Below are 25,167 nucleotides of genomic sequence, written 5' to 3' on the forward strand. Positions count from 1 at the left end.
CTTGTTATTGTTGTATCAATAACATGCCTCATGAAAGAACTGGCCAAACGTTTTCATCAAAATCCATTACTAAAACCTGCCGACCTGCAATCAAGTTCGCCGGGTATGCAGATCATCTGTTTGCTTAACCCGGGCGTTTTCAGGTTCGATGGTAAAACATGGCTTATTGTTCGTGTGGCCGAAAATACGGTTGCCAAGAAAGGCTCCATTTTTATCCCGGTGCTTACCGAAGAGGGTAAAACTGACATTATCGAAATACCTGAAGATCATCCGGAATTAATTAATACCGACGCTCGGGTAGTGCGTTACCAGGGGCTTGATTATTTAACTACTTTGTCGCATTTACGCCTGCTTTGCAGTGACGATGGCGTAAAGTTTTACGAGCCAGAAGGTTATCCATCGCTGTTTGGCCGAGGCGTGCTCGAAGCATTTGGGATTGAGGATTGCCGGGTTACTTTCCTGGAAGGCAAGTATTACCTTACTTACACAGCAGTGTCTGGCAATGGCGTAACCGTGGGTTTACGCACCACTACCGATTGGAAAACGTTTGAATCGCATGGTGTTATATTCCCGCCGCATAATAAGGACTGCGCTATTTTTGAGGAGAAGATTAACGGTAAATATTATGCATTGCACCGCCCAAGCAGCGTAGATTTAGGCGGTAATTTTATCTGGATAGCTGAATCGCCGGATGGCCTGCACTGGGGGAACCATAAGTGTATTGTTAAAACCCGTAAAGATCATTGGGATTGCGCAAGGGTAGGGGCTGGTGCAGCACCAATTAAAACTGAAGAGGGTTGGCTTGAAATTTATCATGGTGCTAACTATGATCACCAGTATTGCCTCGGCGCAGTTTTAATGGACCTGAATGATCCATCGAAAATCATTGCCCGCAGCGATGCACCCATTATGGTACCTACAGAGCAATATGAAACCAGCGGCTTTTTTGGCAACGTGATATTCACCAACGGTCACGTGGTTGATGGTGATACACTGACCATTTATTACGGTGCAGCTGATGAGTTTGTGTGTGCCGCTAAGTTTTCCATTAATGAGATATTGGCAAGCCTCTAATTAATTGATATGCTTTGTGAAAAAAGTTAAATTTGATTTACCTGATCACAAAGAAATGGATAAGGCATAAAAACACACCGGCAAAACCATCTGGAGAATTGTATTAGTTATACTGCTTTATTCTGCATTAACACATTTAAAAGAATTAAAGAATGGTGTTATAGATGGTTGGAATAAAGGTTTAGCAGTTAACAACAGCAAATAATAACAGATCTAATCTATCTATCATGAAAACTATCGGACTTATTGGCGGCATGTCCTGGGAAAGCACCGTGCTTTATTACCAGCTCATCAACAGGATGGTGAACTACAAATTAGGTGCTTCACATTCGGCTAAGCTTGTTATGTATTCTGTCGACTTTGAAGAGCTGGCTAAACTACAGCGTGCAGACAGATGGGATCAGGCTGCTGATATGATGGTGGAAGCTGCCCGTAACCTGCAAAATGCCGGTGCAGATATGGTGCTGATTTGTGCCAATACCATGCATAAGGTAGCTGTTGCGGTAGCCAGCCATGTAACCATTCCGCTAATACACATTGGCGATGCCACTGCCGATGTTATTAAAAAGTCGGGCATTAAGAAAGTAGGATTGCTGGGCACCAGGTATACGATGGAGCAGGAGTTTCTGAAAGAAAGTATCCGCACGCATGGCCTGGAAGTAATTGTACCCGAAGACCAGGTAGATCGCGACCTGGTGCATGAAGTGATTTACAGTGAGTTAGCCAAAGGTATTATTAACGATGAATCGCGTAGGGCTTACCTGAGCATTATGGAGAAGATGGCAGCCAACGGTGCTGATGGCATTATCTTAGGATGCACAGAAATCGGTATGCTGATTAAACCTGAGCACACACCAATCACCTTGTTTGATACCACTGTTATACATGCTGAAAAAGCCGTAAGCGAAGCTTTAGCTTAAGGTGCAGCAGCACAATATCTGCCCGATGAATGGCTGGGAGATAAAAATGATTATATTTGGTATCGTTCCAAAACATGAAGAAATACCTGATTACTATTGTTTTTTTTCTCACTATTAGCAAAGTTGAGGCGCAGCACATTAATTTCCCCGATATGCTGAGTTTGGTTGGAGCACCAACCGAGCAGGTAGTTCAATTTTTAACAGTAGGTAAACGGTTTCAGTTTGTATCCAGCGACATGTCAATGGGTTATCCCATTAATAAATATCAAAACCGATGGGGCGATGATGGCTTTCGCGAGACGATAATTACTGGTATGGGGTCTGTTATTGAAGGTGGCCGCAAACTGCATGTGCTTAGTTATACTACAACGTCGCTGGCGCACATTAACGAATTAATTGTGCAGATCAGAAAATACGGCTATCCGCTAACTTTTAAAGGCCACGACGATACCAAAAATATTCGTATTTACGAGAGCGACCTTTATAGCGTTACGGTATATCTTCCGTTTGGTAAAGGCGGTTACTATTCTGTTGAGGTGCATGAAAAGCAAGCCGTCCCGCTCGATTATTAACATCAGAAATACTTTTCGGCAGTCAACCCATAAGTAAGCAGCGTGTTTTCGGCACGCGTGCGGTTCATCCGGTTATAATTTAGCGATGTAGTAAAGCTGAGCCATTTCCTTAATTTAACTGAAAGGTTGGTTGTGGAGCGAAAAATATAGTCGTTCTTATACTGCACAGAATTTTGTATAAAATCGCTGCCGTCTATCACAACAATATCCTTTATTACAAACCTGAACAGTATGCGGAATGAATTTCTGTAGGTATGATAATTATCGCGGGTGGTATCATTCAGCATCAGGTTACTTTTATCATATAAAAAACCATCGCTGATGTTAAACATGGCGTTCTTCTTATTTACAAGGTAATATGCTATACCTACACCGGTGAGTAACTGGTCTTTTATTTTTAAAGAATAGCTGGTGGTGTAAGTAGCCAGTCCCCAATAGTAAAAGTTAGGAAAGGTGCGGTAAAGGTCAAAGTCTAATGATGTGGTAAAATCGTTATTCGTCAGGCTGCTGTTTGACTTGCCGTAGATCCAGTTATTATTAAAATTCAGTATAGAACGCTTGTTCTTCTCGCTGAATTTTAACGCATTGTTTAACAAGTAACTGCTGCCGTCTTGTGTGCGGTTAATAGAACCTGAAGAATTAAAACCTACATAATAATGCGTGGTGTCATTAAACTGCGCATGGCAGGCAAGTACTGTGAATGTTAGAAATAAGCTTAGTATATATTTACCCATCTGCCTAAAACAACAGCAGCCAGATAATTAGGTTTGATAAAATGTAGATTACAGGCTGTACTCCTGATTATCAAAACACTGTTTGTACAGATCAATAATGGTACTTCGGGTAGTTTTTGGGCATCTTTTTATAAAGTTGATACGCGGTGTAACCTGCCTGCCTTTAGCATTGATCACCGGGAAGCCCGGATGTTCTATGTCGAAATAATCCTTATAATTCGTCCTTGTCTCATGGCTAAGGTTCTGTACCAGGTGCCCAAATGCCACTAATCTCTTATAAAACGGGTTCATAACCATCAGTTGTTAGTTAAACTGTTATTAATTAGACAATTACTTTAATAACATGTTTAAACATTCTCTCAACAAATGTTTATGAGTTTTCCACCGTCTTAAATTTATGTTTTTAAGGTAAATAGGTTTATACAATAATTAAAGGTGTTGCTGGATGATTTGCATCAGCTGGTTAGCCTGCATTACACCAGATTGTCGCCAAACACTTTGCCCGTTTTTAAATAATATTAAAGTTGGCACACCCTGTATGCGGTAAGTATCTGCAACTGTAGGATTTTGGTCAATATCAATCTTTACGATCTTCAAACGCTCGCCAGTCATTTCTTTCAATTGTTTTAGTATGGGCGGCATCATTTTACAAGGCCCGCACCACTCGGCCGAAAAATCGACCAGTACGGGCCTTGTGTCATTTATAATATCTGCAAAAGTTGCCATTTTAAAAGGTAACGCCGTGAACGCCTAATTGCAAGCCGGTGCCGTGGATCTGGTGTACAGACTCGGCAATTGAATCATCATCTACAAACATCTTTTCGTTATCAATAGTAATGTGGTGTTCGCCCACCATAAAATCACCGCGTACACGGATCAGGTAATCTACATTTACATGCCCAAGTTCATTAATCACATGGCTTGATAGTCCGGCTATTGCAGCATCATCTAATTGCAGAATGTCAATTACCGGGTGCTCCGTGCCGTTTGTTACATGTATCTGTTTATCGGTGCGTACTACTTTATAATCGCTGTGGTTAAGGTCGTTATCTGCAAGTACAATGTTATGCCCGTCCACATCTTTAAGGTTGGTGTCAACAACTAACTGATGTACATCGGATGATTGGTGAACAGCGCCATAAAGGCTTTTTATTCTTAGTATTTCAACCATGTTGCCGTTTTCTTCGTAAGTAATTACAGGCTGGTCTACAATAAAGGCATTGGATCCTAATAAGAATGCGTATTTCATATCATATATGTTTAAATGGTAAATACGCGATGCACTATAAATGTTTATTTTAAAGCCAATAATTTTAAATAATTTATCGCATCTAACTCGGCAATTAAAAAATATTATAATTGATAAAATTATTTAATCTTTAAAACAAAAGCATCATTTGCAATGCTTTACCTCTACTGTGAAAGGTTGAAAATGATTTTTACTTTTGTGCAGCCTGAACTACATTTATCATGACAGATCACGAAAAAAACAGACTGGAAGCCGTTGCTCGCTTTATGGAGCTTGATGGTGATATCAATAAAGACCTTAATGATCTGGTGAACCTTGCTGCCCAGATATGTGAAACTCCCATTGCGCTTATTACATTAATAGACGAAGATATGCAGTGGTTTAAAGCCTCAACAGGGGTAGATATTTATTGCAACACGCGTGAGGCATCTCTTTGTAAGCATACCATTGAGCAGGATGATTTATTAATGATTGAAGATGCGCGGGTTGACCCACGTTTAGCCGACCATCCCTTCGTTACCGGAGAACCTTATGTGAAATTTTATGCAGGGGTAAACCTTATTACACGCGATGGTTATAAGGCAGGTACAATTTGTGTGATCGGTACAGAACTAAAGGTGCTTACTAATGAACAAAAGAACGCCCTCATATTGCTTGGAAAGCAGGTGATGAATTTAATGGAGCTTAACTGGAGCCTGAATACGCTTGATAACAAACATGCCGAAACTTTAAGGCAGAAAGATGTAATTGAAAATTCTGAATTGCAATTGAAGGCTGTGTTTGACAGCTCTAAAGAGCTTTTCATTCTTTTAGGGAAAAACTTTGAGTTGCTGTCATTTAATAAAGCAGCTGAAGAAAATATATTAAAGGTTACCGGGCAATACCTTGTTGCCGGTGTAAGTTTTGCTGCCTACCTTGAAAGTGAACTGATTAAAAAAATACAGCGTTATTATAAAGCTGCAATAAGCGGGCGCGCTGTAAAGTCAGAGTTTTTGATACTGGAGACTCAACATGCTGACATGTGGATGGAAATATCCTTTACACCGGTAAAAAATGCTGGTGAGATAATAGGTGTGGCGCTCAACGGCTCAGATATCTCTGCGCGAAAGCGCCACGAAGAACGTATTCATCAACAGAATGAAGCTTTACAACGTATAGCAATTATTCAATCGCATGAATTACGCAGGCCGGTGGCTTCATTGCTGGGGATGATTGGGCTTATTAAACTTGAACAGGATAAGCCTGACGAAGCAATTTCATATTTTAACATGATTGAAACTACCGTACAGGAACTTGATGATAAAATAAGAGGCATCGTTTATGATTCGGAAACTGTGCTTAATCACAATATGCACGGGCAATAAATAGCAGATTTATTTATCTAAAGTAATCTGTGAAGCTTCGGTAATCACAATTTCAGGGCGTCCTTTAAAGTCAATCACCTTTCCGGTGATACATACTTTTTTATTTTTAAAAAGTTTTTCAGGGTCTTCGCTGAATTTTTTACGGTCATCACCTTTAATCACCAGTGTTAACAGCTCATTTGGATGAGGTGCGCCTACATTAAGCAAGGTAGTTTGTGAGTTAGAAAAGTATTTGCCGTCTGCAATTTTATCACAGATGGTTACGTTTCCATTGAGGTGTTTGGCTGCATCTTTGGCTTCTATTTTTGTCTGTGCAAATCCTTTAAAGTTTGCAGTAGCAGCAAATAAAAAAATAAACAGTAACTTTTTCATATCAGATAAAGATATAGTAAGTTTATAAATAACTAATGAAGTAACAAACAAGTTATCTGACTTGCTAAAAAATAAACGTACCCATAGGCACAAAATTATCGTATATGTGTTAACTATAAACGGTAGTAGCACATGGATTACTTAGTATCAAAATTAATTTGATAACCATAGGCTTAAACTAAAATGATATGGTTTCAGAGCCAAGCAATATATCATCTCCTGATTTACTGTCAAACGGCTTTAATCCGCAGCTGTACACCCTTTTTATGCAAAATCCAAGCCCTACTGCAGTATTTAGCGGGCATAATGGAATATGTGAAGTTTTTAATCCGGCATTTGCAAAACTATGGGGTTACCGTACGGCTCATCACAAACCAATAAGCGAAGTATGGCCCGAGCTTAATAATAGCAGATGGCATGAAATTGCTGACCGTGTTATCAATAAAAATGAAACAGTTTATTACTATAGTTATGCTGCACAGGGCAATTGGGCAAACAGCGGCAAACTTGAAACTGCTTATTTTGATTTTGTTTTTTCGCCATATAAAAATGGGGAGGGCCAAAATATAGGTGTAATATCAACAGGATTTAATGTTACCGATCGTGTAGAAACACTTGAAAGACTGGCTGACCAGGAACTGCTGCTTAAAAGTGTGACAGAAGCAGCAGCAACAGCATTATGGGTGATAGATGATAAAGGAGATATTACGTTTGTAAGCGAAGCGTGGCTGGAGTGGACCTGCAAACCTTTGTCAGATCACCTGGGCCGTGGGTGGCTGCAAAGTGTGGAAGAAGAGGAGCGTGAGGTTGTATTTCATCACTTTGCAAAGCGCTTTGCCAACCGTAAATTATACAATATTGATTTTAGGATACATGGCCCTAAGGGCGAGGTAATATGGATAGCCGCTGCCGGAAAGCCCCGATATCTGCCCGATGGTACTTTTGCCGGTTATGTAGGCTCATGTATGGATATTACGGCCCGTAAAGAGTCGGAAATGCTGCTGTGCGAAAGTGAGGAACGCTTCCGTAAAATTGCGGATACAGCACCTGTACTGATATGGATGGCCGGGCCCGATAAGAAAAGCATATTTTACAATCAAAGCTGGCTTAATTTTACAGGGCGTACCTTGCATGACTTGTTGGCTGATGAGCAACTGAGCTTTGTGCATCCTGATGACCGTGCTAAATTAACAAATGCCTACAACGAAGCGTTTGAAGCGCACGATGAGTTTTATGCCGAATATCGTATAAAGCGCTATGATGATGAATACAAATGGACGGGAATGCGCTTTATTCCGCGTTTTACTCCCGATGGCGTTTTTGAGGGTTATATCTCATCGGGTATGGACATTACTGAAAACAAAGAGCATGAAGAACTGAAAAACGAGTTTATTGGCATGGCAAGTCACGAACTTAAAACGCCTATTACCTCAATTAAAGCGTATATACAGCTGCTTCAGAATATTTATAAAAACGACGACGATGACGAGTTTCTGAAAAAGTCATTAAGCACTGTAAATACGCAGATCAACAAACTGATCAGGTTAATTACAGAGTTGCTGGATGTATCAAAGATCGAAAGCGGACGTATGAGCCTTAATACGGAAGTTTTTTTGTTGAACGGCCTTGTGAAAGAAATTGTTGACGAAGTGCAGCACATATCGCCAAGGCATGATATTGTATTGCACGAAAAAGATCAACTATACGTTGACGCCGACCGCGACCGCCTGGCGCAGGTGATTACCAACCTGCTTACCAATGCTGTAAAATATTCGCCGGATACTGATCATATAGATATTACAATAGAACGTAAAAATGGTGATGTGGTAGTTTCTGTACGCGATTATGGTATAGGCATCAGCCAGGAAGAGCAAAAGAAAGTATTTAACAGGTTCTATAGGGTAGAAGGGCGCAACGAGCAAACTTTTTCGGGTTTTGGTATTGGTTTATATGTGGCCGCTGAAATTATACATCGCCATAATGGCAAAATATGGGTTGAAAGTGAGAAAAAAGGTGAGGGCTCTACATTTAAAATATCTTTAAAAGAAGCGGAGCAGACAATTTAGTTCATAGTTAATGGATAATAGATCATAGTTAATATTTCGTTTCAGCTTTTCACTTTCAGCTTTTTACTTTCAACTTTAAGCTATCTCATTCCCCATTATTTTTTTTTAAATTGTTTAAACCATAAGGTGTAGAATTTGTTGAACTTATGATTCATCTACTTAAAAGTTAAATAAATATGAAAGATCAAACCAAAGTTATTGCAGCGCTTTTAGTAGGTGCTGCTGCGGGCGCGGCTATAGGATTATTACTTGCACCCGAAAGCGGAAGCGAACTAAGAGACGACATCGCTGATTATGTAAACGACTTATTCGACAAAGCTAAAAATCAGGCTCAAAACACCGTTGGCGACATTAAAGATTACAGCAGCAGTGTTGTTGAAAAAGCAAAATCTAAATTCAATGGTATCGTAGGCGATGCTTCTGAATATGGACAAGACGTTGCAGAAAATGCAAAAGATAAAGTTAAAAGTACAGCTAATGACTGGAATAATTCAGTTCAACAAGCGTAATTAACTTCTTAAATACTACAAAAAGAGCCACATATGTGGCTCTTTTTATTTAGACTAAATTTATTAAACTAAAATTTGTAAATAATCAATAAATTTTATTTCTTTGCAGAAGTTATTTTAATAGGGGTATTAAATGACTATGAATGAAAGCCGGACTGTATAGTCCGGCTTTTGCTTTTTTATTCAGACAGGTATTCATCAGCTATTGTTAAAAATAGCTTATCATCATCTTTTGACTCATCGAAACATTCTGTCATTAACTGCTCAATATCTTTGTAACCAAGCATAATAGATAGCCTTCTGAGCATCCGGTATGATATAATGTTCACATGCTCAATCAATTGCATCTGCACCATAATGTCTACATCCCTTATCATTGGTTTTTCAGGGTCATTAAGTTCGCAGGCATGTTTCATGATGGTTTTAATAGGCTCTTCATGCACCTCTGAGGGATGTTCATGCAGCATTTCATAAATTTCATCCATTCTGACAATCTGCTTTTTAACATCGTGATGCAGTTCTTCAAGCGCCTGTATCAGTATAGTAAGATCTGTACATTTAATTACCTGTGGTAAGTGCCGGTTAAGGTATTGCTTACCAAAATAGATTTTGTTAAGGTAATACATAAAAAGCTTGTACTGAACATCGGGGTCTGTTTGTTTATTTAAGTTTTCCATGTAAGTAATATTTTACCGCTTGTGTAGCCTGAATATTTTGAATTAGGGCTGTTTGGGTTGATCTGACAAAAGCTGAAACTGTTATGGCCGATAATTGTTTTTAATAATTATTAACAGAAAACTGTAAACCAGTAAGATAAACCAGCAAGCCAGAATAACTTAACAGTTAGACTGAAATGGTCGATATGGAAAAGATAGGCTTTGGAAGCAGCAATTACATCACCTCAATTTAATTACGTTATTTTGCAATGATATGAAATGGAAGCTTGGTGATTTTGTACGCTTTGTTGATGAGCGGCGCGAGGGATATATAACCCGTATTTTTGATGACCAGATGATTGGCGTTACCGGGGACGACGATTTTGAGATACCTGTATTGGCCAGTAAGGTAACATCAGTTTACGGGCATGAGGCATCAGCTGCAAAACGAGGCGAAGAACAGACGGTTGCTTTACAACCCTTAGAAAGCTTTGTAAAATATGGCGTTCATATAGCGGTAGTGCCAGATGCTAAGGCTGCTTCAGTTGTGCGTTTCTACCTGGTGAATGAAACCTCATTTACGCTTTTAGTTACATTGGCAAGCACACAACAGGATAAGCATAAAGGCGAATTTTCAGGGATGATAGGCCCGCAGTCGGCAACAGAAATTTATACGGCTCAACTGGCAGATATCCAGTTATGGCCAATATTTGACTTGCAGGCATTATACTTTACACCGCAAAACGTTAAGCCCTTAAAGCCTATAACACTTACCGAAAAGTTTAAAGCTAAGGACTTCTCTGGCGTAAAGAAAACTATACCTGTTTTAAACAAAGCAGGGTGGCTGATCCGTATAGACGAGCCTGAAGTAATACTTGATCCTCAAAAATTAAAGGAGAGCTTTTTTAAACCAGCTGAAGAAAAGATAGAGATTGCCCGGCCTGAAAACGAGATCGACTTGCACATTGAAAAACTCCGCGACGATTACCACTTTTTAAACGGCAGCGAAATACTGAATATTCAACTTACTCATTTTAAAAAAGCATTGGATGCCGCCATAGTACATCAAATGCAAGGCATTGTATTTATTCATGGTACAGGCAATGGTATTTTAAAACACGAATTGCACAAACAGTTGAGTAAGCACCCCAAAGTGCAAACCTATATGGATGCACATAAAGAGAAGTTTGGTTTTGGAGCTACAAGAGTAGTTTTAAAATAATTTAATAGATAGCTGATTTGATGAAGAATATTTTATCAAATCAGCTATCTATATTACTCTGTTTTTAAGCTCTTAATCGGGTTAGTTAAGGCCGCTTTAATACTTTGGTAACTCACAGTAGCTAAGGTAAGTACCATGGCTACCAGTGCAGTAAGGGCAAAGATCCACCATGGTATAGTAGTCCTGTACTCATATTTTTCCAGCCATTTGTGCATCAGGTACCATGCTGTAGGTCCTGCTATTAGTAAAGCAACACCAATAAGCATTATAAATTCGGCCGACATTAAACCCCACAGATGTAAGACCGAAGCGCCAAGTACCTTTCTTACACCCAATTCTTTTGTACGCTGCTCTGCCATAAATGAGGCCATGCCATATAGACCAAGGCAACTGATGAAAATAGCCAGGATAGTAAAGAAATTGGCCAATTTACCTACACGTTGTTCATTCTCAAACTTACGCTGGTATTCTTCATCTGTAAATTGATAACTGAAAGGTTGTGACGGGTTATATTTTTTAAAAATTGTTTCAATCTTACTGATAGCATCATTGGTAGGCATTCGGTTGTTTAATCTGACAGTAATGTTTGGTAGTGCCTGATGATCCATTACAAAAACCCCACGGAACACAGGCAAGTAAGGCGAATACATGATGATATCATTTACAACGCCTATTACATGAAATGCCTGGCCGTCCCAGTTAATTGTTTTACCAACCGGGTCCTTTAAATTCATGAACTTAACGGCTGATTCATTTAATATGATTCCTATCGAGTCGGTAGGGAAGTCTTTCGAAAAATCCCGTCCTTCTTTAATTTTCCAGTTAATAGTTTTGCCAAAACCAAAAGATGTTCTTACAACAGAAAAATCGCCCTGAACTTCGGGGGCTTTTCCTTCCCAGCTAAAGCCATTATCTACTTCTTGTATGGCAGTAACAGGGCTTGATGATTCTGCAATGCTACTAACCGCTCCCGAACCTTTTAATTCACCCTCAAAGGCATCAAAGTGTTTATGAATATCATCCGTCATTGCGTTTATGGTAAGCAGCCCGTCTTTATCGTAGCCTGCTTTTTTCTCCCGTGCAAATTGTACTTGTTTAAACACGACTATGGTGCCAATAATCAATATCACTGAAATTGTAAATTGCAAAACAACCAATACCTTACGAGGAATGGATGCCATTTTGCCGGCCTTAAAAGTGCCTTTTAAAACTTTTACCGGTTTAAATGATGATAAGTATAGTGCAGGATAAGTGCCGGCTACAAAACCGGTAAACGCAGCAAAGCATAAACCGGTTATCCAGAACATTGGCTGGCGCCATAATATCTGCAAATTTTTACCTGCTACCTGGTTGAAATAAGGAAGTATCAGCTCTACTAAGATCAATGAAACTGCAAAAGCAATTACAGCCACAACAACTGATTCTGCAAAAAACTGTTTAACTAACTGGGTACGTAATGATCCTACAGCCTTACGTATACCTACTTCTTTAGCCCTCTTTTCAGATCTGGCTGTGCTTAGGTTCATGAAATTAATGCAGGCCAGCAGGAGAACAAAACTCCCGATGATGCCAAACATCCACACAAACTCAATACGTCCGCCGATTTGCATACCATTTTTAAATTCACTGTACAGATGCCACCTGCTCATGGGATGGAGAAAGACCCTGGGTTTAAAAGCAGCTTCGGCCGGATGTACCTGGCGAAGTTTTACATTTTTTATCTTTTTAGATAATGTATTGAAATCGGCATTGTCTGAAATCTGTACATAAGTTATAAATGAGTTGTTGCGCCACGGGTTGGTGTATTTTTCAGACCAATTTAAATTGTCGATATACAGTTTCCAGGGTGCTATGAAGGTAAGATCCCGAAAATCAGAATTAGAAGGTAGATCCTCATACACACCGCTTACGGTAACATCTGATTTGCCATCAATCTTTATACGCTTGTTCATTGGTCAGCATCACCGAATAATGCCTTAGCTGTTGATGCTGATAATATGATGGATTGTTTATCGTACAATGCCTTACGTGTTCCTTTAAGCATTCTCAGCGAAAGCATATCGGTAATTTCAGGTTCAATGAAATTACCTTTCTGATTTATTTTATTTTCACCAAAAGCCAGTACGTGGTTGATCAACCACGTTGCCATAGCCACATGCTTAAAATCACCGCTGTACTCTTTACGTAACTGATCGCCCATTACATAAGGTACCGCTGTTTGTGAGTTAGTTTCGCCATTAAAGGTTTGGTTTTGCATTACAATGCCCAGCCGGTCATGATTAGGATAATCCCGGTTAAAAGTTAACTCGCTATATATCCAAAGGCCAATCAGTATAGCTACCGCCATACCGGCAGAAAGCCCCAGAATATTTATAATGGAGTGCGCCTTGTTTTTAATAAGGTTTCGCCAGGCTATTTTAAGATAGTTGCTGATCATGGCTTAAGTTGTTTTATGAGAAAATATAAGTCAATACGGTTAATAAATATGCCATTAAGGCAAGTTGCTGACTGTTTGGTGTTTAGCTATTTAATATTGGTTTATTACTGTTCGGAAACGTACAGATAGCGTACGTTTTTATACTTTTTGCACTAAATAAACAAACAACTTTGCTTTACAATTATTTATACGATTTTTGTGCAGCAATAATAAGGATGGTATATCTAAAAAATTTACAACGAACTGTTTACGTTTTATCAGCGCTGATTTTGAGCCTGACACTTTTATCTTTCAAACCCCAATCAGATTCTACTAATCAATTTCGTTTTCATACCATTGTTATTGATGCAGGCCATGGGGGTAAAGACCCCGGAGCACACGGCGCATTTTCAACAGAAAAGAAAGTGGCTTTGGCCATTGCTTTAAAACTACAGAAGGCTTTAGAGGCGCAATTGCCTGAAATTAATACAGTAATGACACGCAGTACTGATGTGTTTATCCCCCTGAATGAACGTGCACGTATCGCCAATACACACAAAGGAAATCTGTTTATTTCTATACATTGTAATTCGTCCCCGCTGGCGCATGGCAAAGATAAGGGCTCGCTGTTCCTGGTTTATGGTTATCACCGCAGCGGCGAACAAAGAGAGGCCATCCGCGAAAACGCTTCCATATTTATTGAGAAGAACTATAAGGAAAATTATAGTGACTACGACCCAAATTCGCCTGCGGCTGCCATTATATTAAACAACTATATGCTGCGCTACCGTAAGCAAAGCATACTGTTCAGCACGTTGCTTAACGAGGAAATTAAAGACACCTATAACCGCCATACCTTTGGTGTTAAGGAGCAGGGGATACTTGTTTTGGCACACAGCGCTATGCCTGCTGTACTTGTAGAAACAGGCTTTATCAACAACGAGGACGATGAGGAATATCTCAACTCTGAAGAAGGGCAGATGCAAATTGTTAACTCGATTGTGAAAGCTGTTAAGGCTTATAAAGAACGGATTACGAACAACTAAGCGATTTTGATTTTAAGATGATAAAAATCTACTTAATTTGTAGACTTTTAATATCCGAATAAATATATTTGTTCTGATAACATCTAAATCAAAAACATTATGAGTTTAAGATTAGGCGATAAAGCGCCAAACTTTAAGGCACAAACCTCAGAAGGGGAGATCGATTTTTATGAATTTCTTGGCGATAGCTGGGGCGTTTTGTTTTCTCACCCGGCAGACTATACTCCTGTTTGTACAACCGAGCTTGGCCGTACAGCATCTTTAAAAGAAGAGTTTGACAAACGTAACGTAAAGGTAGCCGCTTTGAGTGTAGATTCTGTAGAATCGCACAAAGGTTGGATAAATGATATCAACGAGACACAGAACGTGGAAGTGAACTTCCCTATCATTGCCGACGAGAACCGCGAAATTGCAGAAGCATATGATATGATACATCCAAATGCTTCGCTTACGGCAACAGTACGTTCATTATTTATTATAGCTCCGGACAAAACCATTAAGCTGATGATTACTTATCCGGCTTCAACAGGACGTAATTTTCAGGAGATTTTACGTGTGATTGATTCATTGCAGTTAACCGCTAATTACAGTGTATCTACTCCGGCAGACTGGAAAGATGGCGAGCCCGTAGTGATTTCACCTGCTATTAAAAACGAAGATATTCCGGCTAAATTCCCGAAAGGGCATGTGGAGGTTAAGCCGTATCTGCGTATGACACCACAGCCTAACAAATAAGATTTGGCTGATAAAGCAATGGGCTGCCTGTTTAGGCGGCCTTTTTTATGTGTATTATTTTCTTGGTGTATTTTTTACACAATTGATTATTTTTTTAATATACTTGAACCATTATTTGGAACCAATCCATTAAACCTCTTTTATGAAAAAAAATCATTTACTTGTTTACGGTGCTGTGTGCTGCCTTATGGCTATGCAAACAGCTTACAGCCAAACCAAAACGGCTGCTAAATATACTGCTGCCGGGAAGGCTGTAACGGTTTATACCACCGCCAAAGGGACAGATTACAAGATCAGCCAGACAGAAATCCTGCACTTTACCGACAAGCCCCAACCTGTAGAAACTGAAGTTTCGGTATTTGTAGACCCTGACAAAAAGTTTCAGACCATTGTTGGTTTTGGTGGTGCGCTTACTGATGCCTCTGCGGAAACTTTTTACAAGCTGCCAAAGGATAAGCAAAAGGAATTAATGACCGCTTATTTTGATAAATCAAAAGGCATTGGCTATACCATGGGGCGTACACACATCCAGAGCAGCGATTTCTCCAGCGATAGCTACTCATATGTTAAAGAAGGTGACGTTGCACTAAAAACCTTTGATATCAGCCATGACGAAAAATACCGCATTCCGTTTATAAAACAGGCTATTGCTACTGCCGGTAAATTGAACGTGTTTGTGACGCCGTGGAGTCCACCGGCATGGATGAAAACCAATAACAGCATGCTTAAAGGCGGTAAGCTTAAAGAGCAATATGCACAGCCCTGGGCAAATTTCTATGTGAAATTCATAAAAGCTTATGAGAAAGACGGCATCCCTGTTTGGGGCTTATCTGTACAGAACGAACCAATGGCTACCCAAACATGGGAGTCATGTATTTACACTGCCGATGATGAACGCGTGTTCATTAAAAAATATTTAGGCCCAACTTTGCAGAAGGAAGGCTTATCCAGCAAAAAGCTGATGGCATGGGATCATAACCGCGACTTATTGTATCAACGTGCCAGTACAGTATTAAGTGACCCGGATGCAGCAAAATATGTTTGGGGTATAGCTTACCACTGGTACGAAACCTGGACAGGTGCCGGAATGAATTTCGATAATGAGCGCCGTGTGGCCGAAGCTTTCCCGGATAAGCACCTGATGTTTACCGAAGGTTGCGTTGAGAAATTTGATTTTGATAAGTTGAAAGACTGGTCGCTGGGTGAGCGTTACGGATATTCGATGATCAATGACCTTAATGCAGGTACTGTTGGCTGGACCGACTGGAATATTTTACTTGATGAAAAAGGTGGCCCTAACCACGTAGGTAATTTCTGCTTTGCACCGATACATGCCGATACCCGTACAGGTGAGCTGATCTATACCAACTCGTATTACTACATTGGTCAGCTTTCTAAATTTATAAAGCCAGGTGCACGTCGTGTTATCAGCTCTGCCAGCCGCGATAAGCTGATCACTACCGCATTTGCTAATCCTGACGGCCGCATTGCCGTGGTTGTTATGAACCAAACCGATAACGAAATTCCATACTTTTTATGGGTAAAAGGAAAAGCAGCAAAAACAACTGCACTTCCGCACTCAATAGCTACTTTGGTGATTGAGTAATAATAGATAACATTAAAACAAAGGCCTGTTGCTTTATAGTAACAGGCCTTATTTGTTAAATCGTTTTTTGAAAGCAGATACTATCGGGCAAGTCGATATAAGGTCCATATTTGGGTATGCTCACATAACCTGACTTTTGATAAAGGCCAAGGGCTTCGGTCTGCCGGCTGCCTGTTTCGAGTACGGTTGAAGTATAGCCGAGTTCACGCGCCCAGGCTTCTAACTCAGTCAGAATTTTCGCGCTGATCTTATTCCCTCTGTAAGCCGGTCGAACGTACATCCGTTTTACTTCTACAGTATTGGCATCATAATCTTTAAAGCATCCGCAACCAGCGGGTTCATCGCCAGCGTAGGCTATCACAACGGTGTCAATTTGTTCAATGATATTATGCTGATCGTAGATATCCATTACTTCGCCGTTACGTTGGCGCAGGTCGGCATCCAGTTCCTTGATTAATAACCTAAAATCAGCATTATCGCTGGTTGTGCGTTTTAAATAAATATCAATCATGTTTGTAAGGGTAGTAATCAGCGTAATTCAGCAGGATACAATTATCTTTTTTGAAACTGTTGTATTTGCTGTTTCAAATCTCTGATTTGTTCCTGTGCCTGGCGGTTTTCCAGGTAAAAATAGATCGCAAACCCAAGGAAGATCTTTCCTAAGATAAATACAGCTGCAAAAACCCAGCGCCATGCCTTATGTATACGCATTTGGTTGCCTGTTGCCTCAACCTCAATAAACTGGTTTTCGTCGGTAGGCCTGCGCTTGTTTTTATTATTGGTTTGCTTTTCTTGGTAAGGCTCAATCTCAACTTCTGGTAAGTGGATAAGGCCTTGTATATTATCTTCTATCTTTTCCCAAGCACGTGGCGGAGGCGGTACTGCCGTTTGCTGTGCCAGGTATTCAATATCAAGTTCTATTTCGTTAAGGGCAGATTTTATTTCGGGATATTGTTTGGTTAAAGCAAACAACTCTTTGTTTTCCTCCTCGGTTGTGGCCCCAAGTACATAAGCTTCCAGTATTCCGCTATCGATGTATTCCTTAGTATTCACGCTGCTGTTTAATGATAGTGAAAGCCTCTTTCAGGGTTTTGCGAACCGAATCAATTGTTGTGTTTAACTCTTGGGAAAGTGAGTCTGCTGTTTTACCATTGTAATAGATCTCACAAAAAACAAATTTCTGCTTTTCAGACATCATTTCCAAAGTTTTATTGTTGACGCTTAATTTGTTTAAGCGTACATCATTTTTTGTTGCGTTTAACTGTTCGTTAATCCTATTTTTGGCCAAACGTTGCAGGTAACACCATATGTTCACGCCATCCATTAAAACTTCATGAAGCTTTGATGGTAACTCACTGAAAATACTGACCAAATGTTGTTCTGCAATCTGATGGTCTTTTACAGATTGTTGGATATAACCCAACAGCATACCAGCGTATCGGTCATAAATTTCGCGCACACTTACCGGGGCTGATCGCAAATACGTCTGGTTGTCAGTTTTCAAGCAAAAATATTATAGGTCGCTTTGTGTAACAAAAGCAGAAATAAATTAACTAAAAACTACACAAATAACCAATTTTTTGTGAGAAGAAAAATATCAACATGTTGATGTATTTGCATAAAATTGTTGTTTGTTATAACTTGAGCTTCTGATGCAGGATATAGCCATCACCCCTAAGATATATTACCTCAGCGAACAAGCCGTTACGATTGAGTTCGGCACTGCAATGAGCGAAAAATTATTGCGCTATATTGCAGCAATAAACCGCAACATCCGTCAAAATCCTTTTCCCGGATTTATTGACTCCGTTACTGCCTATACAACGATCAGTATTTTTTATGATCCGCTTCGGGTGATACAGGTAAACAAAATGGCAGGTGCCGATTGCTTTGAGAAGGTATCGGGTTATCTAAACGATTTATTAAAGCACCCGGTTAAACAGGTAGACGATAAAAAGAATATTGTAACTATCCCGGTTTGTTATGGCGGAGAATATGGCCCGGATGTAAATGACATCGCCAAAATGAACAGGCTTACACCAGAGCAGGTGATCAGTTTTCACAATTCGGCTACATATAAGGTTTATATGATGGGTTTTGCACCGGGCTTTGCCTACCTTGGGGGTATGGATTCCCGGTTAAACAGCCCCCGTAAAGCCATCCCTGTAAGTGCAATACCGGCAGGTTCAATAGGTATTGCAGGCAGGCAAACAGGGATATATCCTTTCCAAACTCCGGGCGGATGGCAGATCATAGGGCGTACGCCACTTGTAATGTTTGATGCAAAAAGACCGCAGCCATCAGTGTTGAAGGGCGAAGACACCGTAGTATTTAAACCTATCAGTAAGGAGGAGTTTGAATTTTTAAGCGAACAGCAGAATGCAGATAGAAATAGTTAAGGCAGGTTTGCTTTCTACCATTCAGGATCTTGGCCGGCAGGCGCATAGATGGCAAGCCGTACCCGTATCTGGTGCAATGGACGTATTAAGTGCACGGTTAGCCAACAAAGCCTTGGGTAATAATGATAACGACGCTGTAATAGAGTTTACTTATGCGGGTGCCTCCTTTAAAGCCTTAACCGATATATTAATTGCTTATTGCGGCGACAGTGCTATTTTGACGGTTAATGATCAGGTTATTAAAGCAGATCGGGCTGTTTTTATTCCCGCAGGTACTTTAATCAATTTGGATAATAATAATCAGGGGGTACGTACTTATCTTGCAATTGCAGGCGGATGGGATGTGCCGGATGTTTTAAATAGCAAGAGCACCTACATCACCGCGGCAATAGGCGGTTTAGATGGTCGCTCTTTAAAAAATGGTGATGTATTAACTGCCAATAAAGATTTAAATAAAGCGACAGCTAAAATATATGATGCGCTAAGCGGCGGGCAGATAAAGTACCTGGAATGGAAAGTGAACCGGTCAATGTTTATTCAGGAGGGCACTAAAGATGTAAGGGTTGTTCCCGCGCAGGAATTCACCTGGTTTAATAGTGATTCGCTTTTAGGCTTTCTATCCAAACCTTACCAGCTAAGCCAGCAAAGCAACCGCATGGGGTACCGTTTAGATGGATGGAAGTTGAATAGACGCACCACAGGTGAGTTACTTTCCACTGCCGTATCACCGGGAACATTACAGGTAAGTCATGATGGCAGCTTGATGCTGTTAATGGCCGATTGCCAGACAACCGGGGGGTATCCGCGTATTGCGCAGGTGGCGGCGGTAGACTTGCCCATCTGTGCACAGTTAAAGCCCGGAGATGCTATATGTTTTCATGAAATTAGCCGCCAGGAGGCTGAGCGGCTTTATATAGAAAGGGAGGAGCAACTGACCCAATTATCTGTTGCTATCCAAAATAAGTATTTATAGTATGCAAACTATTGACCTGAACTGTGATATGGGCGAGGCATTTGGTAATTACCCGATGCCTAATGATGAGATATTAATGGATTATATTACCTCTGCCAATATTGCCTGCGGCTACCATGCAGGAGACCCTGAGGTAATGCAACATACGGTTGCAATGGCCATTAAAAAAAATGTGGCTATAGGCGCGCATCCGGGCTTGCCTGATTTGCAGGGTTTTGGCCGCCGCGAATTGAGGATCACAGCTAATGAAGCGTACCAGATGACGGTTTACCAGATAGGCGCTTTGTACGGTTTTGTAAAAGCCGCAGGCGGAAAGCTGCACCACGTTAAGGCACATGGCGCCCTTTATAATATGGCTGCTAAAGACGCAGCCCTGGCCAGGGCTATTGTGCAGGCCGTGCATGATTTTGATGCATCTTTAATTTTATATGCGTTAGCAGGCAGCGAAATGATTGCAGCTGCAAAAACAATGGGGCTGGCCAGTGCTTCTGAAGTATTTGCCGACCGTACCTACCAGGATGATGGTTCGCTTACGCCGCGGTCGCAAGGTAATGCGTTAATTACCGATGAACAGCAATCAGTAGCGCAGGTACTGCGTATGGTTAAACAGCAGGAAGTATTAACGGTAAGTAATAAAAGCATATCGCTAAGGGCCGAAACGCTTTGCCTGCATGGCGACGGCGCACACGCTGTTGAATTTGCTCGTATGATCAGTCAGAAATTGAAAGATGAAGGTGTAATGGTTAAAGCCCCTCAGCAGCATGGCTAAAAAGCGTAACCTTAGCGTATTGCTTGGTGCCGTTTTTCTGATGGCTACTTCAGCCATTGGTCCTGGCTTTTTAACACAAACTGCCGTATTTACTGCGGAGTTAGGAGCAAGCTTTGGTTTTGTTATTTTGCTTTCGGTTGTTTTAGATGCCATTGCCCAGCTTAATATCTGGCGCATCATTACCATGTCGGGCCAACCCGCACAGGACATCGCCAACAGGGTAATGCCCGGCTTAGGTTATTTCATATCATTCCTGGTTTTTTTAGGTGGTTTGGCTTTCAATATTGGCAACATAGCCGGAGCAGGTTTAGGCTTAAATGTTTTGCTTGGTGTAACTGTATGGCAGGGTGCTATTATGAGTGCTATTATGGCTATCGGTATTTTTATTTATAAAGAAGCTGGTAAAGCGATGGATTTGTTTGCCAAGTTGCTTGGCGGCTTGAAAATACTGCTGGCGCTTTTTGTGGCTTATATCAGCAAACCGCCACTTGCCGAGGCTGCGGTCAGGGCAGTTGCACCTACCCATTTTAGTTTTGCCGCAGTGCTCACCATAGTTGGTGGTACGGTTGGCGGATACATCACTTTTGCAGGGGCGCATCGCCTGCTTGATGCAAAAGTAACCGGACTGCAAAATCTCCCTGCTGTAAACCGTGGCGCTTTAAGTGCTGTAGGTTTAGCGTCGCTAATGCGGGTGCTGCTGTTTATTGCTGCTTTAGGCGTGGTAAGTGCCGGTGTTAAGTTAGATCCTACAAATCCGGCTGCTTCTGTATTTCAATCGGCAACCGGTGCATGGGGATATAAGCTTTTTGGACTGGTGATGTGGGCTGCGGGCATTTCGTCGGTAGTTGGGTCAGCGTATACCTCTATCTCTTTTGTAAAGACATTTCATCCTGTCATCTTAAAATATAACCGGGAACTGATCATCAGTTTTATCATGATCTCCTGCTGTATATTTTTATTGATCGGTAAGCCTGTAAAAACGTTGATTGCAGTAGGGGCTATAAATGGTTGTATATTACCTATCTCATTAGGTACTATGCTTTTTGCAGCATATCGTACTAAAATTGTAAATAGCTATAAGCAGCCTGCATGGCTTACTGTAGCAGGTATAATTGTAGTAGTAACTATGGCGTGGATGAGCTACGGTGCTTTAAAACAAATACTTTTATCAAATTAAAATGTGTGCTGTGAAATCACTTTCTTTTTTGTTGTTCTGTGCTTTAACTATACCAGCTTTTGCTCAAAAAGCTGAACCTGTTGCGGTAGAAAATGGCGTTTCCTATCAACTGGCCAATTATCGTCAAAAGGCAATTGATAACATCCAGTATACATTAGATTTTACAATTCCTGCAGAGAAGAGTAAAGAGATACAGGCTACTGAAATAATAGCTTTTGACCTGAAAAATAACAATCAGTTATTACAACTCGATTTTAAACAGGATGCAGCACATATCAAAAGCATCTCAGTAAACGGAAAACAAGCTAACACTGATTTACAACACGAACATTTATTAATAGATAAAAGCCTGCTTCATACAGGTGCCAACAAAATTTCAATTGATTTTATTGCAGGTAACGAATCGCTTAACCGTAACGAGGATTATTTGTACGCCTTGTTTGTACCCGATCATGCACGCTCGGTGTTTCCATGCTTTGACCAACCCGATTTAAAAGCAAAGTTCCTATTAACACTCACTGTGCCGCAGGGATGGAATGTTTTAGCAAATGGCGTTAAAAAAGACTCGTTAGCAAAAGGCAATCAGGTAACCTATCACTTTGCCAATTCAGATAAGCTTCCTACCTATCTTTTTTCGTTTACAGCAGGTAAGTACAACAGTGTTATTAAAGCAATTGGAAACCGCAAAGCCGAATTTTTATATCGCGAAACAGACCAGGCTAAAATTAAACTGAGTGTCGATTCGGTATTTGATATTCATAAAAATGCGATCGACTTTTTACAAGGATACACCGGTATTGGCTTTCCTTTTCAAAAGGTAGGGTTTGTAGCTATCCCCGATTTTCAATTCGGTGGTATGGAACATCCGGGCGAGGTGCAATATAAAGCGTCGAGCTTGTTTCTTGACGATGGTGCAACAAAAGACCAGTTAATCAGCCGCATTAACCTGATCTCGCACGAAACAGCCCACATGTGGTTCGGTGATATGGTAACCATGCGCTGGTTCAATGATGTTTGGATGAAAGAGGTATTCGCCAACTTTATGGCCGATAAAGTGACCGAGAAACTGATGGGAAGCGAAACCTTCAAGCTTAAGTTCTTGCAGGATCATTATCCGGCTGCCTATGGTGTCGACCGCACAACCGGCGCTAACCCCATCCGCCAGCAACTGGATAACTTGCAGGATGCAGGATCAATGTACGGCAATATCATCTATCACAAAGCACCGATTATGATGCGCGGCCTAGAGATGTTGATGGGGAAAGAGAACTTTCGGAAAGGTGTGCAAGAGTATTTAAAAAAGTATGCATACAGCAATGCCACCTGGCCCGATTTGATCGCCATATTAAGTAAGTATACTAAAGCTGACCTTTATAAATGGAACAAGGTTTGGGTAAACCAGCCCGGCAGGCCGGTGTTTGATTACAAGGTAAGTTACAGCGGAGATAAGATCAGTAAGTTTACGCTTACCCAGCATCCTGAATTTGGCGAAGAACGTTACTGGCCACAAACCTTTAATATTTTATTAGTCTACCCAGATCATTCTAAAAATATCCCGGTTAGTGTAAGTGATAAATCCTTAAATATTACTAAAGCCATAGGTGGAAAAAAGCCTGAGTATATCGTATTTGATACCGAAGGTGTTGGATATGGCCTTTTGCCATTAGATACTATAGCCCTTAAAAATGTATTTAAGGTGCATAACCCGCTTCAGCGGGCGTCTACTTATATTACTGCTTATGAAAATATGCTGGCTGGCAGATATATTAAACCGGATCAATTGATTGATTTACTTTCCGCTGGTTTAAAGGCAGAGGATAATGAAATGAACCTGCGTTTGATAACAGGTTATATCGGTAGCATTTATTGGGAGTTTTTGTCGCCTGCCAAACGAAAGGATTTAATCGTTAAATTGGAGGATTTGCTTTGGGATGCCATGCAGCAACAAGCTGCTGCAAATAATAAGAAGGTCTTATTTAAAACCTATCAGGATATTTACCTGAGTAATGCAGCTAAACAAAACATTTACACTATCTGGCAAAAGCAGCAGGCACCTGCCGGTATAAAGCTTGCCGAAGATGATTATACTTCCCTTGCGTTTTCTATTGCTTTAAAAAGTGATACAGTTACGCATGTATTGCAACAGCAAGAGGAACGTATTAAAAACGCAGACCGTAAAAAGCGTATCGAGTTTTTAATGCCTGCACTTGCTTTGGACCAGCAAACCCGCGATCAGTTTTTTTATAGTCTAAAAGCTCGTAAGAATCGTGAAAAGGAAGCATGGGTAGGTACTGCGCTATATTACCTCAATCATCCGTTAAGGCAAAAAACTTCTGTGAAATATGTACAGACAAGCCTTGATATGGCCGACGAAATCCAGCGGACAGGTGACATCTTTTTTCCATCTTCATGGTTAGGTGCATCGCTTGGTAGTTATCAAAGCCATGAGGTGGCACAAATGGTAAGGGACTTTATAAAAGTACACCCTAACTATAACCCCAAACTGCGCGACAAGATATTGCAGGCAGCGGATAATGTTTTCAGGGCTGAAAAACTGATTGATTAATGTTTCATAAATGACATACCTACTGCTGTACCTGCACCGATAAGGCTACCAACAGCAACGTCGGTAGGGTAGTGCACACCAAGGTACATGCGTGAATAGCTGATGGTGCCTGCCCATAAAAAGGCAGGTGCAATCACATACCATTTGGGGTAAGCAATGGATAATGCTGTTGCCGTAGATATACTGGTAGCAGCATGGCCTGACGGGAAGGATGTGCTGCCGGCCCGGTATACGGGTATGATCTCTATATCTTTTATAAAAGGCCGTGGCCGCCTCACAAAGTGTTTAATTAAATAAGTAACACCGTAGGTGATAGCAGTACTGGTGGCTATATAACCTGCATTTTGCCTCATTACCTTATCATGGCCCAAAGTTCCACCTATAAACAAACCTGCGGGTACGCCAATATCGCCGTATTTGATGGTATTGGTCCAGAACAGCATGGCATGTGTTTTTGGGTTTGACCGCCCGCGGGCAATATTGATCATCACCTGGTTTTCCCAGGCCTGGATTTTCCCAGGTGGCTCAATAATTACAGGCGATTGAGCAAAGGCATGTAAACCACAAAAAACAAGCACTAAATGAAACAGTATCAGTACTGCGCTGTATTGTATTTTTTGACAAATAGATTTCAAGAAATTTCGGTGTAAAGTCAAATTATTTTGCCACTTTAAATGCATTACTATCACATGACAATGTATCGTAATAATAACACATTTTTGTTGTTATATGTTCAATCAAT

The 25,167-nt window shown here is 40.7% G+C and carries 27 protein-coding genes; 15 read left to right on the forward strand and 12 right to left on the reverse strand.

Annotated elements, in window-relative coordinates:
* The first annotated feature begins 30 nt into the window (after positions 1–30).
* The 3 genes from PQ461_RS06695 to PQ461_RS06705 all read left to right on the forward strand — a co-directional run bounded on the left by PQ461_RS06695 (position 31) and on the right by PQ461_RS06705 (position 2,566).
* Positions 31–1,074, forward strand: coding sequence for a glycoside hydrolase family 130 protein (locus PQ461_RS06695; RefSeq protein WP_274302631.1), 1,044 nt, complete (start codon positions 31–33; stop codon positions 1,072–1,074).
* A gap of 227 nt (positions 1,075–1,301) precedes the next feature.
* The gene (locus PQ461_RS06700) at positions 1,302–1,994 is read left to right on the forward strand and encodes an aspartate/glutamate racemase family protein (RefSeq protein WP_274302632.1); all 693 of its coding nucleotides are present in this window, start codon (positions 1,302–1,304) and stop codon (positions 1,992–1,994) included.
* A gap of 74 nt (positions 1,995–2,068) precedes the next feature.
* On the forward strand, positions 2,069–2,566 hold the full coding sequence (locus PQ461_RS06705) for a hypothetical protein (protein WP_274302634.1): 498 nt from the start codon (positions 2,069–2,071) through the stop codon (positions 2,564–2,566).
* A 2-nt stretch (positions 2,567–2,568) separates the two neighbouring features.
* Here PQ461_RS06705 and PQ461_RS06710 read toward each other — a convergent pair whose 3' ends face one another.
* The 4 genes from PQ461_RS06710 to PQ461_RS06725 all read right to left on the reverse strand — a co-directional run bounded on the left by PQ461_RS06710 (position 2,569) and on the right by PQ461_RS06725 (position 4,549).
* Positions 2,569–3,300 carry a DUF481 domain-containing protein gene (locus PQ461_RS06710; protein ID WP_274302635.1) on the reverse strand — a complete coding sequence of 244 codons (732 nt, stop codon included), beginning with the start codon at positions 3,298–3,300 and terminating at the stop codon, positions 2,569–2,571.
* A 48-nt stretch (positions 3,301–3,348) separates the two neighbouring features.
* Positions 3,349–3,591 (reverse strand): hypothetical protein, encoded by a 243-nt coding sequence (locus PQ461_RS06715; protein WP_274302636.1) that lies wholly within the window; start codon positions 3,589–3,591, stop codon positions 3,349–3,351.
* Between the two features lie 138 nt (positions 3,592–3,729).
* On the reverse strand, positions 3,730–4,026 hold the full coding sequence (gene trxA, locus PQ461_RS06720; RefSeq protein WP_274302637.1) for a thioredoxin: 297 nt from the start codon (positions 4,024–4,026) through the stop codon (positions 3,730–3,732).
* Between the two features lies 1 nt (position 4,027).
* Positions 4,028–4,549: a hypothetical protein gene (locus tag PQ461_RS06725; protein WP_274302639.1), complete on the reverse strand. Its 522-nt coding sequence runs from the start codon at positions 4,547–4,549 to the stop codon at positions 4,028–4,030.
* A 221-nt stretch (positions 4,550–4,770) separates the two neighbouring features.
* Here PQ461_RS06725 and PQ461_RS06730 point away from each other — a divergent pair, with 221 nt between their 5' ends.
* Positions 4,771–5,913: a PAS domain S-box protein gene (locus tag PQ461_RS06730; protein WP_274302640.1), complete on the forward strand. Its 1,143-nt coding sequence runs from the start codon at positions 4,771–4,773 to the stop codon at positions 5,911–5,913.
* A 9-nt stretch (positions 5,914–5,922) separates the two neighbouring features.
* Here PQ461_RS06730 and PQ461_RS06735 read toward each other — a convergent pair whose 3' ends face one another.
* Positions 5,923–6,285: a hypothetical protein gene (locus PQ461_RS06735; protein ID WP_274302641.1), complete on the reverse strand. Its 363-nt coding sequence runs from the start codon at positions 6,283–6,285 to the stop codon at positions 5,923–5,925.
* A gap of 188 nt (positions 6,286–6,473) precedes the next feature.
* Between PQ461_RS06735 and PQ461_RS06740 the strand changes: the two genes are divergently transcribed.
* Together PQ461_RS06740 and PQ461_RS06745 are read left to right on the forward strand one after the other, a co-directional pair.
* Positions 6,474–8,351 carry a PAS domain-containing sensor histidine kinase gene (locus tag PQ461_RS06740; protein WP_274302642.1) on the forward strand — a complete coding sequence of 626 codons (1,878 nt, stop codon included), beginning with the start codon at positions 6,474–6,476 and terminating at the stop codon, positions 8,349–8,351.
* Positions 8,352–8,527: 176 nt separating this feature from the next.
* A complete protein-coding gene (locus PQ461_RS06745; RefSeq protein WP_274302643.1) occupies positions 8,528–8,860 on the forward strand; it encodes a YtxH domain-containing protein in 333 nt (110 codons plus the stop codon).
* A 179-nt stretch (positions 8,861–9,039) separates the two neighbouring features.
* On the opposite strand, the gene PQ461_RS06750 is transcribed toward PQ461_RS06745, so the two are convergent.
* On the reverse strand, positions 9,040–9,537 hold the full coding sequence (locus PQ461_RS06750; protein ID WP_274302646.1) for a DUF892 family protein: 498 nt from the start codon (positions 9,535–9,537) through the stop codon (positions 9,040–9,042).
* Between the two features lie 253 nt (positions 9,538–9,790).
* Between PQ461_RS06750 and PQ461_RS06755 the strand changes: the two genes are divergently transcribed.
* Positions 9,791–10,738 (forward strand): Smr/MutS family protein, encoded by a 948-nt coding sequence (locus PQ461_RS06755; RefSeq protein ID WP_274302647.1) that lies wholly within the window; start codon positions 9,791–9,793, stop codon positions 10,736–10,738.
* Between the two features lie 53 nt (positions 10,739–10,791).
* Here PQ461_RS06755 and PQ461_RS06760 read toward each other — a convergent pair whose 3' ends face one another.
* Both PQ461_RS06760 and PQ461_RS06765 read right to left on the reverse strand, forming a co-directional pair.
* Complete coding sequence (locus PQ461_RS06760) at positions 10,792–12,690, reverse strand: ABC transporter permease (RefSeq protein WP_274302649.1); 1,899 nt, start codon at positions 12,688–12,690, stop codon at positions 10,792–10,794.
* Positions 12,687–13,175 carry an ABC transporter permease gene (locus PQ461_RS06765; RefSeq protein ID WP_274302651.1) on the reverse strand — a complete coding sequence of 163 codons (489 nt, stop codon included), beginning with the start codon at positions 13,173–13,175 and terminating at the stop codon, positions 12,687–12,689. The genes PQ461_RS06760 and PQ461_RS06765 overlap by 4 nt, the downstream gene beginning before the upstream one ends.
* 269 nt (positions 13,176–13,444) lie before the next feature.
* Here PQ461_RS06765 and PQ461_RS06770 point away from each other — a divergent pair, with 269 nt between their 5' ends.
* The 3 genes from PQ461_RS06770 to PQ461_RS06780 all read left to right on the forward strand — a co-directional run bounded on the left by PQ461_RS06770 (position 13,445) and on the right by PQ461_RS06780 (position 16,541).
* On the forward strand, positions 13,445–14,200 hold the full coding sequence (locus PQ461_RS06770; RefSeq protein ID WP_274302653.1) for an N-acetylmuramoyl-L-alanine amidase family protein: 756 nt from the start codon (positions 13,445–13,447) through the stop codon (positions 14,198–14,200).
* A 99-nt stretch (positions 14,201–14,299) separates the two neighbouring features.
* Positions 14,300–14,935, forward strand: a complete 636-nt coding sequence (locus tag PQ461_RS06775; RefSeq protein ID WP_274302654.1) for a peroxiredoxin — start codon at positions 14,300–14,302, stop codon at positions 14,933–14,935.
* Between the two features lie 142 nt (positions 14,936–15,077).
* Positions 15,078–16,541 (forward strand): glycoside hydrolase family 30 protein, encoded by a 1,464-nt coding sequence (locus PQ461_RS06780; RefSeq protein WP_274302655.1) that lies wholly within the window; start codon positions 15,078–15,080, stop codon positions 16,539–16,541.
* A 55-nt stretch (positions 16,542–16,596) separates the two neighbouring features.
* Here the strand turns inward: PQ461_RS06780 and PQ461_RS06785 are convergent, their stop codons facing one another.
* The 3 genes from PQ461_RS06785 to PQ461_RS06795 are packed head-to-tail and all read right to left on the reverse strand — an operon-like array spanning position 16,597 to position 18,045.
* Positions 16,597–17,052: a GNAT family N-acetyltransferase gene (locus PQ461_RS06785; RefSeq protein WP_274302656.1), complete on the reverse strand. Its 456-nt coding sequence runs from the start codon at positions 17,050–17,052 to the stop codon at positions 16,597–16,599.
* Positions 17,053–17,093: 41 nt separating this feature from the next.
* Positions 17,094–17,594 (reverse strand): hypothetical protein, encoded by a 501-nt coding sequence (locus PQ461_RS06790; protein ID WP_274302658.1) that lies wholly within the window; start codon positions 17,592–17,594, stop codon positions 17,094–17,096.
* On the reverse strand, positions 17,584–18,045 hold the full coding sequence (locus tag PQ461_RS06795; protein WP_274302660.1) for a sigma-70 RNA polymerase sigma factor region 4 domain-containing protein: 462 nt from the start codon (positions 18,043–18,045) through the stop codon (positions 17,584–17,586). Before PQ461_RS06795 ends, PQ461_RS06790 begins: the two co-directional genes overlap by 11 nt.
* A gap of 148 nt (positions 18,046–18,193) precedes the next feature.
* Here PQ461_RS06795 and pxpB point away from each other — a divergent pair, with 148 nt between their 5' ends.
* Genes pxpB through PQ461_RS06820 form a run of 5 tightly spaced genes read left to right on the forward strand, consistent with a single transcriptional unit; the run spans position 18,194 to position 24,425 of the window.
* A complete protein-coding gene (pxpB, locus tag PQ461_RS06800) occupies positions 18,194–18,940 on the forward strand; it encodes a 5-oxoprolinase subunit PxpB (RefSeq protein WP_274302662.1) in 747 nt (248 codons plus the stop codon).
* A complete protein-coding gene (locus PQ461_RS06805) occupies positions 18,921–19,913 on the forward strand; it encodes a 5-oxoprolinase subunit C family protein (RefSeq protein ID WP_274302664.1) in 993 nt (330 codons plus the stop codon). The genes pxpB and PQ461_RS06805 overlap by 20 nt, the downstream gene beginning before the upstream one ends.
* Position 19,914: 1 nt before the next feature.
* Complete coding sequence (locus PQ461_RS06810) at positions 19,915–20,682, forward strand: LamB/YcsF family protein (protein WP_274302665.1); 768 nt, start codon at positions 19,915–19,917, stop codon at positions 20,680–20,682.
* Complete coding sequence (locus PQ461_RS06815) at positions 20,675–21,859, forward strand: NRAMP family divalent metal transporter (protein ID WP_274302666.1); 1,185 nt, start codon at positions 20,675–20,677, stop codon at positions 21,857–21,859. Before PQ461_RS06810 ends, PQ461_RS06815 begins: the two co-directional genes overlap by 8 nt.
* Position 21,860: 1 nt before the next feature.
* The gene (locus PQ461_RS06820) at positions 21,861–24,425 is read left to right on the forward strand and encodes a M1 family metallopeptidase (protein WP_443192781.1); all 2,565 of its coding nucleotides are present in this window, start codon (positions 21,861–21,863) and stop codon (positions 24,423–24,425) included.
* Here PQ461_RS06820 and PQ461_RS06825 read toward each other — a convergent pair.
* Positions 24,422–25,060, reverse strand: coding sequence for a phosphatase PAP2 family protein (locus PQ461_RS06825; protein WP_274302670.1), 639 nt, complete (start codon positions 25,058–25,060; stop codon positions 24,422–24,424). The two genes, PQ461_RS06820 and PQ461_RS06825, sit on opposite strands and share 4 nt — an antisense overlap.
* Positions 25,061–25,167: the final 107 nt, after the last annotated feature.

This window comes from Mucilaginibacter sp. KACC 22063 (assembly GCF_028736115.1).
Taxonomy (GTDB): Bacteria; Bacteroidota; Bacteroidia; order Sphingobacteriales; family Sphingobacteriaceae; genus Mucilaginibacter.